12 protein-coding genes and 5 tRNA genes are annotated in these 12,095 nt (G+C 51.1%); 3 read left to right on the top strand and 14 right to left on the bottom strand.

Features of this window, described 5'->3' with window-relative positions; genetic code table 11:
* Nucleotides 1–279 precede the first annotated feature (279 nt).
* On the bottom strand, nt 280–819 hold the full coding sequence (locus tag BMY09_RS09735; protein ID WP_091357882.1) for a cytochrome b: 540 nt from the start codon (nt 817–819) through the stop codon (nt 280–282).
* A gap of 205 nt (nt 820–1,024) precedes the next feature.
* On the opposite strand from BMY09_RS09735, the gene BMY09_RS09740 reads away from it, so the two are divergent.
* Together BMY09_RS09740 and BMY09_RS09745 are read left to right on the top strand one after the other, a co-directional pair.
* Nucleotides 1,025–1,807 carry a DUF4197 domain-containing protein gene (locus BMY09_RS09740; RefSeq protein ID WP_091357314.1) on the top strand — a complete coding sequence of 261 codons (783 nt, stop codon included), beginning with the start codon at nt 1,025–1,027 and terminating at the stop codon, nt 1,805–1,807.
* 9 nt (nt 1,808–1,816) lie between these two features.
* Nucleotides 1,817–2,377: a peptidylprolyl isomerase gene (locus tag BMY09_RS09745; protein ID WP_175483500.1), complete on the top strand. Its 561-nt coding sequence runs from the start codon at nt 1,817–1,819 to the stop codon at nt 2,375–2,377.
* Between the two features lie 154 nt (nt 2,378–2,531).
* Here the strand turns inward: BMY09_RS09745 and BMY09_RS09750 are convergent, their stop codons facing one another.
* Genes BMY09_RS09750 through BMY09_RS09770 form a run of 5 tightly spaced genes read right to left on the bottom strand, consistent with a single transcriptional unit; the run spans nt 2,532 to nt 6,142 of the window.
* Nucleotides 2,532–2,990: a YiiD C-terminal domain-containing protein gene (locus tag BMY09_RS09750; protein WP_091357318.1), complete on the bottom strand. Its 459-nt coding sequence runs from the start codon at nt 2,988–2,990 to the stop codon at nt 2,532–2,534.
* A gap of 14 nt (nt 2,991–3,004) precedes the next feature.
* Nucleotides 3,005–3,559 carry a nitroreductase family protein gene (locus BMY09_RS09755; protein ID WP_091357319.1) on the bottom strand — a complete coding sequence of 185 codons (555 nt, stop codon included), beginning with the start codon at nt 3,557–3,559 and terminating at the stop codon, nt 3,005–3,007.
* 24 nt (nt 3,560–3,583) lie between these two features.
* Entirely contained in the window at nt 3,584–4,411 is an 828-nt protein-coding gene (gene queF / locus BMY09_RS09760; protein WP_091357321.1) for an NADPH-dependent 7-cyano-7-deazaguanine reductase QueF, read from the bottom strand.
* Between the two features lie 14 nt (nt 4,412–4,425).
* Nucleotides 4,426–5,199, bottom strand: a complete 774-nt coding sequence (locus BMY09_RS09765; RefSeq protein ID WP_091357323.1) for an ABC transporter permease — start codon at nt 5,197–5,199, stop codon at nt 4,426–4,428.
* The gene (locus tag BMY09_RS09770) at nt 5,192–6,142 is read right to left on the bottom strand and encodes an ABC transporter ATP-binding protein (RefSeq protein WP_091357324.1); all 951 of its coding nucleotides are present in this window, start codon (nt 6,140–6,142) and stop codon (nt 5,192–5,194) included. The genes BMY09_RS09765 and BMY09_RS09770 overlap by 8 nt, the downstream gene beginning before the upstream one ends.
* Before the next feature lie 162 nt (nt 6,143–6,304).
* Between BMY09_RS09770 and BMY09_RS09775 the strand changes: the two genes are divergently transcribed.
* Nucleotides 6,305–6,700, top strand: coding sequence for a PA2817 family protein (locus BMY09_RS09775; RefSeq protein ID WP_091357326.1), 396 nt, complete (start codon nt 6,305–6,307; stop codon nt 6,698–6,700).
* A 76-nt stretch (nt 6,701–6,776) separates the two neighbouring features.
* On the opposite strand, the gene BMY09_RS09780 is transcribed toward BMY09_RS09775, so the two are convergent.
* The 8 genes from BMY09_RS09780 to BMY09_RS09815 all read right to left on the bottom strand — a co-directional run bounded on the left by BMY09_RS09780 (nt 6,777) and on the right by BMY09_RS09815 (nt 12,089).
* Entirely contained in the window at nt 6,777–9,626 is a 2,850-nt protein-coding gene (locus BMY09_RS09780; protein ID WP_091357327.1) for a bifunctional diguanylate cyclase/phosphodiesterase, read from the bottom strand.
* A 26-nt stretch (nt 9,627–9,652) separates the two neighbouring features.
* Nucleotides 9,653–10,864 carry a porin family protein gene (locus BMY09_RS09785; protein ID WP_091357329.1) on the bottom strand — a complete coding sequence of 404 codons (1,212 nt, stop codon included), beginning with the start codon at nt 10,862–10,864 and terminating at the stop codon, nt 9,653–9,655.
* Nucleotides 10,854–11,282 (bottom strand): hypothetical protein, encoded by a 429-nt coding sequence (locus BMY09_RS09790; RefSeq protein ID WP_245756546.1) that lies wholly within the window; start codon nt 11,280–11,282, stop codon nt 10,854–10,856. Before BMY09_RS09790 ends, BMY09_RS09785 begins: the two co-directional genes overlap by 11 nt.
* A gap of 163 nt (nt 11,283–11,445) precedes the next feature.
* Nucleotides 11,446–11,521 (bottom strand) — tRNA-Glu (locus tag BMY09_RS09795).
* A gap of 23 nt (nt 11,522–11,544) precedes the next feature.
* Nucleotides 11,545–11,620, bottom strand: a tRNA-Gly gene (locus BMY09_RS09800).
* An 11-nt stretch (nt 11,621–11,631) separates the two neighbouring features.
* Nucleotides 11,632–11,707: transfer RNA gene (locus tag BMY09_RS09805), tRNA-Glu, on the bottom strand.
* Nucleotides 11,708–11,926: 219 nt separating this feature from the next.
* Nucleotides 11,927–12,002 (bottom strand) — tRNA-Gly (locus tag BMY09_RS09810).
* A gap of 11 nt (nt 12,003–12,013) precedes the next feature.
* Nucleotides 12,014–12,089, bottom strand: a tRNA-Glu gene (locus BMY09_RS09815).
* Nucleotides 12,090–12,095 lie beyond the last annotated feature (6 nt).

Genomic DNA, 12,095 nt, shown 5'->3' on the forward strand with positions numbered 1-12,095 from the left:
AAACATTGCCACTCTCTAATTGCCACTAAGCAGCGTCTAATTCTGTGACCTCAGTGGCGGGCCATCTTTATAGTGTAGGAGCCGCTTCCAGCGGCGAGGGTCTGCGCAACTGCAAAGCTTTATCGCTGCAAGTTGCAGCTCCTACAACAGCGGTCTCACCACAGAGGGCTCGGAGGACACAGAGACAAGCGTAAAGGCTAAAGGGGCTTTTTCTTATCAACAAGCAATAAAAAAGCCGCATTACGCGGCTTTTGATCCCCTTCAAACCCGGTTGAGATATCAGGCCACCCGGCGGCCCAACATCCGTTGCAAGGTGCCATCTTTAGTCAGCAGATGGTGTTTCACAGAAGCCGCAACATGCAGCGCGATCGCGGCGATCATTACGTTGCCTCCCAGGCCATGCATGATTTTTCCCGTTTCCCCCAGCAACTCATTCTTGTCGCCACCGGCAATCAGCTCTAACCCGAAAACAGCGATTGAATGCCCACCACCGATCGACATCAGCATACCGGAGATCGGCATCAGCAAGGTGCCTGCCAGGAGGATAAAATGTACAAGCGTGGTTACCTTTTCCTGCCATTCAGCCACGGGCGATAGATGCTCGGGCATACGATTACGGATGCGCCAGATAAGACGATAAAGCGCCACCACTAACACCAGCACACCAATCGACTTGTGCAGACCGATCAGCTCAATTTTTTCCGGACCTCGCGGCAGCTCTTCTATAAACATACCGAACGCCAGGCTGCCTATCATTGCAATAGCAATTATCCAGTGCAGAGCAACCGTTGTTTTAGTGAATTGAGAACGACTATCCATGCTGAACTCCATAAATGATTTGATTATCTATTTTAATCGTCCTGATCAGAATATTAAGTCGTCCGCAGGTAAAGAAAGGTAAAGTTTGATCTGTGTTCAGGTGTAACAAGACGGTATATTCTCTCCTCAACGATTGTTAAGGTAATTTTAAGCATTAATGCTTAGACTGAAGCGATCCATACCATGCCCGCAGGGAGAACACATTATGCGCAAGGCCACCATCGGTAAAGCAGGTATCGCCCTGCTCTCTTGCACCATCGCAGCGACAGCGTTTGCCGGTTTCGGCGATCTGTTGAAAAAGGTTGAAGAGAGCGGCAAGCAGCTGATTGAACAGAAAACCACGACTCCATCCACAACCGGCAGCGCAGCCAACAGCAACCTCGACTACAACACAGTGATAGCCGGTCTCAAAGAGGCGCTGGAAGTGGGCAGTCGGCAGGCCATTGAAACCGTGAGCCAGGAAAATGGCTATTTTAGCAACGCGCAGATTAAGATTCCGTTGCCGGACCAGTTGCAACAGGCCAGCGGCTTGCTGAGAAAGTTTGGTCTGGGTTCTCAGGTCGATCAGTTTGAACTGAGCATGAACCGGGCAGCGGAACAGGCCGCGCCAGAGGCGACCGAGATTCTGGTGACCGCGATCAAAGATATGAGCATTGATGATGCCCGTACTATTCTCAATGGCCCCGATAACGCGGCGACCGAGTATTTTCGTGAGAAAACCTCAACCCATCTGAGCGAGCTGTTTCGTCCTTCGGTGAAAACCTCGATGGATCAGGTCGGTGTGACAAAGTACTATGGAGAGCTGACCCAGGAAGCGACTAAAGTCCCTATGGTCGGTGATCTGGCGCAGAATTATAATCTTGAAGATTACGTCACTGAGGAAGCCCTGAACGGCCTGTTTACGATGCTGGCAGCGGAAGAGAAAAAGATCCGTGATAATCCTGCGGCGCGTACCACCGACCTGCTAAAACAAGTATTCAACTTTTAAGGAATAATCATGCTCAAGAAATATCTGCTATCGCTTTTGCTGAGTGTCACCTTTATCAGCCCGGCGTTTGCCGAAGAGGTTAAGCCTGTTGTAGTGATGACCACCAGCGCCGGGGTGATCGAACTGGAACTGATGCCGGAACAGGCCCCGCTGACGGTGGCCAATTTTCTGCGCTATGTCGACAACGGCTTTTTCACCAATACCATTTTCCACCGGGTAATCGATAATTTTATGATCCAGGGCGGTGGTTTCAGCGTTGATATGGAGCGCAAAGATACTTTACCCCCGGTAGCGAATGAATCGGTTAACGGCCTGCCTAATATGCGCGGCACCATCGCGATGGCCCGTACTAATGATCCAAACAGCGCCACCTCGCAGTTCTTTATCAACCTGAAAAACAACGACTTTTTGAATGCCAATGGACCGCGCCCGGGCTACGCCGTGTTTGGTAAAGTGGTCAGTGGGATGGATGTCATCACCCAGATCGGCCATGTACAGACCGGCCGTCAGGGGCCTTATAAAGATGTACCGCTTGAACCGATTGTGATTCAGAGTGTTGTTTTGAAATAAGGCAGTAGTCCGAGGTCCGAACGCTTTGCTTGTCCGACGTCCGAAAAAACGGGCAAGCAAAGCTAATAACACCTAAGACATACCACCCATAAGATAATCTGGCTTTTCGGACTTCGGACAAGTCACGCTTTTTGTGACGTTCGGACTACGATTTTTATCTTTCCACCGCCACATAGGCTCCGCTTAATGTCATGGCCACTTTATCCCCCTGACGGATCTCAACATCGAGATTGAGGCGGCCACGACCTTTACTGTCCATAAAGCTTATAAAGGTATCCAGTTCGGCCTGTTCGGGTAAGCGGGTTATCGCGCGAAAATCTCCGGTCACCGGCGACAGATACTTAAGCTGGCTGTCACGGATCATCACATCGCAGTCACGCCCCTGCTGTCGCAGATAGAGAGTCACCATCGCCCAGCCGCAGAGGGTGGCGAGGGTCGCCAGTGAACCACCAAAACCGGTGCCTTTATCATTGACGTTGGGCGCCAGGGCGGCAGACAGGGTGAGTGAAACACCATCGTAAGTGGGTTCGGCCAGGCCCATATGAGTGATCAGCGGTATCTGGCCTTTCAGCCACTCAAGAAACTGTTCGGCGGTTTGCTGATGCTCACTCATGGTCGTCTCTCTTTTCAGTTCCACTCTGTCACAAAATTGCTGACTTCCAGTTGCGGTACAGGTTTTCCTTTTGCGGGCGCGCCAAGGTAGATAAATCCGATGATCTGTTCATGTTCGCTTAACCCGAGACCTTTTTTTACCGTTGCATTATAGGCCATATCACCAGTGCGCCACATCGCGCCAAGCCCCTGGGCATGAGCCGCAAGTAGCATATTCTGTACGGCGCAGCCCGCCGCAATCAGTTGCTCTGAACCAGGCACCTTGAAATGCTCCTGCAACGCCGCAATCGCCACAATCAACAGTGGTGCCCGTAGCGGCATATTTTCCAGTTTAGTGCGTTTTTCTGCGGCCAGGCCTGGCTCGTCCTGAAGCGCGGCCTGAACATAGAGCTGCCCCAGCTTGTACAGCGCATCACCCTGTATCGTCAGAAAGCGCCATGGCCGCAGGGCGCCATGGTCCGGTGCCCGCAGTGCCGCACGAAACAGAATATCAAGCTGATCAGCGCTGGGCGCAGGCCCTTCAAGCCGGGGAATTGACACCCGGTTAAGCAGATTATCGATAGCGTCCATAGAAGATCCTGTTAGCTGTTGTGGTTACTGGCGGCTTAATCGCAAGTTGTCAGGCTGGCCCGCCTGGCTGCTGCGCCATGGGTTAATATCGAGTCCGCCACGCCGCAGATAACGGGCATAGACGGTCAGTGCTTCCGGTTTACAGCGGTTCCAGATATCCATGAAGATCGATTCCACACACTGTTCATGAAAATCACCATGCTCGCGGTAGGAGATCAGGTATTGCAACAGCCCTTCGCGGTCAATCGCTGGCCCACGATACCCGATCACAATGCTGGCCCAGTCCGGCTGACCGGTCACCGGACAGTTGGATTTCAGCAGATGACTGTAGAGCGATTCTGACACCAGTTCGCCGGTTGCTTTAAGACGTTCAGGCGTGGGGCTATAGTCGCTGACTTCAATATCCAGCTCATCCAGACAATCGCCCTCAAACGCGCTAATCGGTTCGCTGTTATCCAGCGGCTTGAGCAAGACCTCCACCCGGCCTCCTGCGGCGGTCGACAGGTCCTCCGTCATACGGGCGAGCACCTGCGCCTCAGAATCAAAACGGGTCAGGTTAAATGAGTTGAGATAGAGTTTGAAAGATTTGGACTCGATGATGTTGTCACTGTCAGCGGGAATGCGAAACTCTGCCAGCCTGGCAACCGGCTTGCCCCGGTTGTTTAACCAGGAGACCTCGTAGGCATTCCAGATATCGCAGCCCTGAAACGGCAGTTCACTGCGTTCTACACCCTGAGACTGCCAGTTAAGGTGGCGGGCAATCGGATAAAGCAGGCTGGCATCGTACTGATTAATATACTGAGTATCAGCCCCCAGCGGTGCATGTTCCAAACCTTTTTGATGATCTTTCATAACAACCGCCTCGCTTACTGCCTGATCCCTTTTCCTGTATTCAGGAGATACATTGAATAACTGAACAGTACCACAATTACACCGATGATCATGGCATAAGCGACACCGATATTAATATCACTGACCCCCAGAATACCGTAGCGGAAAGTATTCACCATATAGAGTATCGGGTTGATCTGAGAGACATGCTGCCAGAACTCCGGCAACAGGGTTATCGAGTAGAATACCCCGCCCAGATAGGTCAGCGGCGTCAGCACAAAGGTCGGTATAATCGATATATGATCAAAGCTGTTGGCAAACACCGCATTGATAAAGCCCCCCAGCGAAAACAGAATCGCGGTAAGGAACACCACCGACACAATCACCCAGAAATTATGGATATAGAGATCGGTAAAAAACAGCGATAGCAGGGTGACAATCAGCCCCACCAGCAATCCCCGCACCGAACCACCGATGATATAACCTGCCAGAATGATCCAGTTAGGGGGGGGTGACACCAGCAGCTCTTCAATATGGCGCTGAAACTTAGTGCTATAGAAGGAAGAGACCACATTACCATAGGAGTTGGTGATCACCGACATCATAATCAGGCCGGGAACGATAAACTCCATATAATTGAAGCCCCCCATCTGCCCGATCCGGGAACCGATCAGATTGCCAAATATGATGAAGTAGAGTGTCATGGTGATCGCCGGCGGCAACAGCGTCTGTGCCCAGATCCGGGTAAAGCGGCGGATCTCTTTCACCAGAATGGTCCAGAAGGCGATAAACAGTTCGCGGTTACTCATCGTCAGAGCCCCCCTTTTTATTATCCCCAAGGGTTTTATCCACCAGCGAAACAAACAGCTCCTCCAGACGGTTACTCTTGTTGCGCATACTGGTCACCTCAACCCCCTGTGCTGATAACTGGGCAAATACCTGATTCAGCCCCTGAGATTTTTCCACATCCACCAACAGTGTATGGTCGCCCTGTAGCGTAGCCTGATAGCCATCCAGCGGTGGGCACTCAGTTTGCGCCGGACTGATATCGAGAATAAAGGTTTCGGTGTTCAGTTGCTGCAACAGTTCACGCATGCTGGTGTTGGTGATAATCGTGCCCTGATCGATAATGCCGATATGCCGGCACAGGCTTTCCGCCTCTTCCAGATAGTGGGTGGTGAGAATAATCGTGGTGCCCTTGGCATTGATCTCCCGCAGAAACTCCCACATAGAGCGGCGCAGTTCGATATCCACACCGGCAGTCGGCTCATCCAGTATCAGCAAGCGGGGCTCATGCATCAGCGCCCGGGCGATCATCAGGCGACGTTTCATCCCTCCGGACAGGCTGCGCGAAGGACCGTCCCTCTTATCCCATAAGCCCAGTTTACGCAGATAAAACTCACTGCGTTTCTTCGCTTCTGAGGCCGGAATACCATAATACCCTGCCTGGGTAATAAGAATATCTTCGACCTTCTCAAACATATTGAAGTTGAACTCCTGGGGCACAACCCCCAGCTCACACTTCGCCTTGCTGGCATCGGTATCAAGATTGTAACCAAACACTTCAACCTGACCGGAACTTTTATTCACCAGGGATGAGACGATCCCCAGGGTGGTTGATTTACCGGCACCGTTAGGGCCCAGCAGGGCAAAAAAGTCACCTTCCTGTACCTCAAAGGAGATTCCTTTGAGGGCTTCGAAGCCGTTATTGTAGACCTTGCGCAGGTCTTTTATGGAGAGCGCAGTTGTCATGCAGTTTCCTGTTGGATCCTGTGGGAAGTTCTGAAAATAAGAATGCAGTTGAGATCAGAAAAGATAGATTGGGGCAAAAGAGCATTTTTTCAACGGTTACCGCCGCTTAAATTCTGCGTTAAAATACCCCCTTCCTGAACCCTGCAACCGCTTCGGACTTCTATGACGCCCTATCAGTTTCATCACCTTAATTTCCTGAAAATCGCCTATAACAACTTCATCCGCCAGGAACCCTTTACTCTGGACGATATCACCGCGGAGGAGGAGCAGTTCATCCTTGATTTTCAGCAGCTGATCCATGATTTCGAAAATGGCTCAGAACAGGCCTATGAGGATGGCGAGATGTTTATTGAGCGGGCGTTCCGCATGTATCCTCAGCTGGCGCACCTGATTGCCAGAGATCTGCTGTGGTTTTTTGGTGGCAGCTGCCTGCACAATATGCCCGATGATGAGATCGAGAAGTTTCAGCGTCTGGATGAGCTGCGCTTTGCTGCGGAAGAGCGCGGCGAAGAGTTTGATTATATCAACACCCGCGCCAGCGTTTTCGGTCAGAACTGAACACAGCGGCAGGTTGGTTAACGCCAGAATCAGGCTCTGTTGCTTAAATCGCCGCCAACCGGTGTGTTTTTCACTCTTATGCCTGAGCTTTCTGACTGCAGATATAGTCCATAAACGCTTCAGGCGGCAGGGGTTTGCTGAAGTAATACCCCTGAATAATCTGGCAACCATTCTCCCTGAGAAAGTTCAGTTGTTCGGTGGTCTCCACCCCTTCAGCCACGACTTCCAGTCCAAGCGAGTGACACATCGCCAGGGTGGCTTTGATAATCGATTCATCACCACGGTCAACACCAATATCTTTAACAAAGCTGCGGTCAATTTTAAGCCGGTCAATGGGCAGTTTTTTCAGATAACTGAGCGATGAATAGCCGGTGCCGAAATCATCCATCGCCAGGGTAATCCCCCGTTCCCGCAGGTAGGTTAATTTACCCACGGTCACTTCCGGTTGCTGGATAACAAAGTTCTCGGTGACCTCCAGTTCCAGACAGTCCGCACTCAGGCCTGAGTCGGCCAGCGCCTCTTCTACACTTTTGATCAGCCGCTCATGGGCGATCTGCTGACCTGCCAGATTGACCGCCATGGTCATCTTCGGTAAACCGATCCGTATCCATGCCTGCATCTGCTGGCAGGCCTCACGCAACACCCACTCTCCCAGCGGAATAATCAGGTCTAACTCTTCCGCCAGTGGAATAAATCGATCGGGGGGCAGCAAACCCGCGGTGGGATGCTGCCAGCGCACCAGCGCCTCGACCCCAACCACCCGATTAGATATCGCATCAACCTGAGGCTGGTAATAGAGCAGCAGTTCATCATTCTGAATCGCTTTGCGCAGATCAGCCCCGAGAGAGAACCGTTCAAACCGCTGATGGTCTTTTTCCACATCGTAGATGTAATAGCAGTTTTTGCCGGAGTCTTTAGCCTGAAACATCGCTACGTCAGCATGTTTAATCAGCGTTGCGCCATCGGCACCATGGTCAGGGAACAGGCTGATGCCAATACTCACCGTCACCACGATCTCATACTCACCAATCCAGAAGGGTTGCTGAAACGCCTGAAGAATTTTACTGGCAACCACTTCGGCACCTTCAAGATCCCGGACACTGGTCAGCAGTACACTGAATTCATCGCCCCCCTGCCTGGCCAGCAGATCGCTATCACGAATACAGTCACTGATCCGCCGGGTTGCCACCTTGAGTAACTTGTCACCCACACTGTGACCCAGAGAGTCATTTACCTCTTTAAAACGGTCAAGATCGATAAACAGCACCGCCACATGGCTATCCTGACCCCGGCATTTCTCAATCGCATCATTCATGCAACTCATAAAAAACAGGCGGTTGGGCCGTTCGGTGAGAGGGTCATGGTTGGCCAGCCACTGTAGCCGGCGCTCAGCCCGCTTACGATCACTGATATCCATACCGATACTCAGGATCAGCGGTTCATCTCCCTGAGAGTTTCTTAACCGAACATGAAGCCAGGAAAGGTCATGACGATTACCCACCCCATCCAGCAGCACACTGTCGGTGCGCACCTCAGATTCGAGCCCCTCCACCAACCGCTGGGTATTAGAAAGAAACTCCTGCCGTTCCTCTTCCCGCTGAAGGGAGTCTATAAAGTTAGCCTTGCGTAAAGATTTGCCATCCAGATCCATCAACTGCTGACCAAAGTGGTTGACGCTGCGCAACTGCCCCTTAATGTTCTGAGTAATAATGACCAGAGGGGCGGTTTCCAGCAGACCAAAGAGAAAGTCCCGCTCTTTGGTTAAGGCCTGGCGGCTCTTTTCCAGGCTGTCGGTGCGTTCATCAACCTCATCCTGTAATCTTTCAAGTTGTTCACTCAGGAGTACGGCACTCTTTACCAGCAGGTCCCGCTCATCCTCACCCAGGGTTTTATCCCGGTTGCGAAACTGCGCCAGAGTATGACGAAACTGACTAAACTCGCCACTGCTGAGCTGAGAAAGCTCCTCTGCCAGCAGGGTAAAAAAACTGATCGGTTTTTGCAGCAGCAACGAGAGTAAAATCAGTGCTGTCAGGATGCCACCAACACCCAACAGCAGATAGTTCATCAGACTTTGGCGGATACTTAACAGATGACCGGAGATATCATCGAGAATCACCCAGTATGCACCGCCCTCAGAAACCCCTTTGAGCGGTGAAAACAGCACCTCGTAATAATGACCATTATTCTCGAGGACATAGCTTCCCCCTTCGGGTTTGAAGCGATGATGCAGACTGACCTCTTCTAACAGCTCCTGATTTTGCGACCGATTTGTCAGGGAGTTGATCAACAGCCCCCAGTTTCCCAGCTCCCCGGCCCCTTCCGGCGCCTGCAGAACCAGACCAATATCGAGAGCGGTCTGCTGTTTTATTTCATAGATAACATCGTAAAGAAAGCGCCCCACCATTAACACGCCCTGCTTCTTGCCATCAAGCTGGATAGGGATCGCTACATAGCGCAGGCAGATTGAGTTGCAGATCAGTTTTCGTAGCGGGCGCTCGGTATCAAACACCCGCTGAATATCCGCTTCACTGATATGGACCTTTTCCCCCCAGAAGCCAACCATACGGGCCTTACTATCATAGAGGTAGGCAGCATTCACAGACCCTGTCAGCTGAAACGCATCGAACTTAAGGTTGATTGTCTGGCTCAGACGCGCCAGCGGCGAAATGTAATGATCCTCCTGACTGGTATCGATCAGGGGCAGCAGCTCTGCCGCTTCAAGCAACCGCTGGTAAGACGCCTCAACAGAACCATCCAGCCGGGCCACCTCAGACTCATTGATCTGTTCCCGCTGCTGTCTGAACTGCTCATTCAGCTGTGACAGCGAAAAAAAGGCATACATCCCCTGCACCCCAACCAGCACAACCACCAGTAAGATGAAGATCTTCCACCTGAGACTTAAAAACTTTCTGTGAGTGCCATCCATAATGCGTTATCTCACGACTTCATTGTTTAAAAACGGTAGGTTGCCTGCAATGAAAATGCGTTCCAGTATTTCCGCAAGACCGACGCGTCCGGGTTATCCTGCTCTGCTAACCAGCCAGTGCCCTCTACATTGTGTAGTTCAGCCCTGAAGAGCCACTTCGGAGCAGGCCGCCAGCCAACCCCCAGCGTCAGATCCTTGGCATAAAAATTATGCGCTGGCCGGGCATTATTTAAGAGAGCACTATTCTGTTTCCCCAGGGGGTCATCTTTATCCAGCTTAAGATCATCATAGCGTAGTAACAGATCCCAGCTGTAATTAAAGCGGTACTGTAGCTGCAGATAATAAGATTCAATGGTGGTCACCGGGTTGAGGGTGAAAACACCGCCCAGCTCACGCCAGTCGAGTTCGTGCAGCATATACTCGCCGGTAAGACTCCAGTTTTCTGCATTGTACTGCCCTGACAGCGCCAGAACATTGAGTTTCAGGTCGCCCTCATTAAGCTCGTTCCACAAGGTTGGGTCATTGCCCGGCTTATAGCCCAGCCGGTATTCCGAGCCGGTCAGCCCCACCCGGATTCGGCCACCATCAACACTGTAGATAGCCCGCCCCATGACACCATCGGAGTCGTTAAGTTTACCCGGGGCATCAAACGCAAAGTAGGCATATTCCACGTTAGTATCCGTTTGCGGACTACCGTACAGCAGATCCAGATCCAGCCAGCCACCCGGCACTTCCAGAGAGCTATATAAAATCACCCCATCAATAGAAAGTTCCAGATCCCGCGCCTGATCAAAATAGAGTGACTGTGGCAACATAATGCTGGGACGGGTAAAGGCAACATCGCGGGTTTCATTGTAAAAGCCAAACGGAATTTTCAGCCGGCCGGCCCGCACACCCACCGCTTTTTCCACTGAATCATTAAAGCGATAATCCAGCAGGGCATAATCCAGTTTTAGCTCACCATTATCGACATTACCTGCCTGACGGGACATTATCTGCAACGCACCCCGCAACTTGGGGGTAAAGCGATAGGCCGAATTGACAGCGATTTCATGAAAATCAAAACTGCCATTGTCACTGCTTTCACCGTACAGGTTGTTTTGATCTGTATAGAAAAACCCCTGGGTCAGAAAACCGTTAACCGACAGGTTGTGGTTCTCCGAATCACTCGCATATATCCCTGCAGAGTAAGTACTAATCCCCATAAACAACAGGGTTGTGAGATGTTTAAAATTCATCGACAACCCTCACTTTTTCAGGACTCAACTTAACAGAATCAGCGATATAACCAATCGATCCCTCGGTTTGGCTTACCATACGATACATCTCCTCCATGTTATCAACAGTTACCGGAAACGCTCCTGTTCCGGTAAATACCTGACGGTCCCAATTATTGCGAAGTTGGTAAGGAAAGACTTGCAGTCGCTGTTTTACAAACCGCTGATGCAGAGGGTGGCGGTCGGGCAATACAAACACCCTTATCGGCCGTCCATCTGGCCAACGGGTTATCCGCATTGCGAATGCAGCGAGAAGAAAGTTTTTGTTTATCGCTTGCGCCTTTACATCCAGTGACACAATCACTGAATCAGCCAGAGCCTGCCCTGCAGACAACCCCAGCACAATATAGAGCAACGACATCCTTATCAGCGAAATCATTAAGATGATTAACCCATGAAATCATTAAGCTTTTATAAGCATTGAAGAGTAAGTATATACGATGCATCCGGCACAGAATACGCCAGAGTATAAAAAGCCACTCAGAATGAGGATTGAAAAGGGTTGCAGGTAATAAAGCGATAAAACGATGAAAGAGATAAAGTGGCGTCCCATAGGGGGTTCGAACCCCTGTTACCGCCGTGAAAGGGCGGTGTCCTAGGCCACTAGACGAATGGGACGCAATACAGACAGGCTGTAGAGTTGGAGCGGAATATCGGGCTCGAACCGACGACCTGAACCTTGGCAAGGTTCCGCTCTACCAACTGAGCTAATTCCGCTTTACAAAAGGTGGCGTCCCATAGGGGGTTCGAACCCCTGTTACCGCCGTGAAAGGGCGGTGTCCTAGGCCACTAGACGAATGGGACACAGTCACATTTGTAACATTCCTCGTCAGAGGAGGCGCGTATATTAATGACTAACCCTCCCCTCGTCAAGAGAAAAAAAGCAAAAAAAATCACAGAAATCACAGATCTGTAGCACACAGAAAATTACGAAAAAACGATGAACAAGAAGCAACAGACAACGCGCAAGGAATTCAGTAACTAGCAGTGAAAAGTAAAATGGAGGAGATATCGAAGAAGAGATGGAGCGGAATATCGGGCTCGAACCGACGACCTGAACCTTGGCAAGGTTCCGCTCTACCAACTGAGCTAATTCCGCGTCGCAAAAGATGGCGTCCCATAGGGGGTTCGAACCCCTGTTACCGCCGTGAAAGGGCGGTGTCCTAGGCCACTAGACGAATGGGACGCTACG

The sequence above is a fragment of the Amphritea atlantica genome (assembly GCF_900111095.1).
GTDB lineage: Bacteria > Pseudomonadota > Gammaproteobacteria > Pseudomonadales > Balneatricaceae > Amphritea > Amphritea atlantica.

Excerpts from the sequence above, each read along its gene's own strand:
- BMY09_RS09785 (WP_091357329.1), bottom strand. The coding sequence starts at position 10,864 with ATGAATTTTAAACATCTCACAACCCTGTTGTTTATGGGGATTAGTACT.
- BMY09_RS09790 (WP_245756546.1), bottom strand. The coding sequence starts at position 11,282 with ATGATTTCGCTGATAAGGATGTCGTTGCTCTATATTGTGCTGGGGTTG.
- BMY09_RS09745 (WP_175483500.1), top strand. The coding sequence starts at position 1,817 with ATGCTCAAGAAATATCTGCTATCGCTTTTGCTGAGTGTCACCTTTATC.
- BMY09_RS09770 (WP_091357324.1), bottom strand. The coding sequence starts at position 6,142 with ATGACAACTGCGCTCTCCATAAAAGACCTGCGCAAGGTCTACAATAAC.
- BMY09_RS09775 (WP_091357326.1), top strand. The coding sequence starts at position 6,305 with ATGACGCCCTATCAGTTTCATCACCTTAATTTCCTGAAAATCGCCTAT.
- BMY09_RS09750 (WP_091357318.1), bottom strand. The coding sequence starts at position 2,990 with ATGAGTGAGCATCAGCAAACCGCCGAACAGTTTCTTGAGTGGCTGAAA.
- BMY09_RS09780 (WP_091357327.1), bottom strand. The coding sequence starts at position 9,626 with ATGGATGGCACTCACAGAAAGTTTTTAAGTCTCAGGTGGAAGATCTTC.
- BMY09_RS09735 (WP_091357882.1), bottom strand. The coding sequence starts at position 819 with ATGGATAGTCGTTCTCAATTCACTAAAACAACGGTTGCTCTGCACTGG.
- BMY09_RS09755 (WP_091357319.1), bottom strand. The coding sequence starts at position 3,559 with ATGGACGCTATCGATAATCTGCTTAACCGGGTGTCAATTCCCCGGCTT.
- queF (WP_091357321.1), bottom strand. The coding sequence starts at position 4,411 with ATGAAAGATCATCAAAAAGGTTTGGAACATGCACCGCTGGGGGCTGAT.
- BMY09_RS09765 (WP_091357323.1), bottom strand. The coding sequence starts at position 5,199 with ATGAGTAACCGCGAACTGTTTATCGCCTTCTGGACCATTCTGGTGAAA.
- BMY09_RS09740 (WP_091357314.1), top strand. The coding sequence starts at position 1,025 with ATGCGCAAGGCCACCATCGGTAAAGCAGGTATCGCCCTGCTCTCTTGC.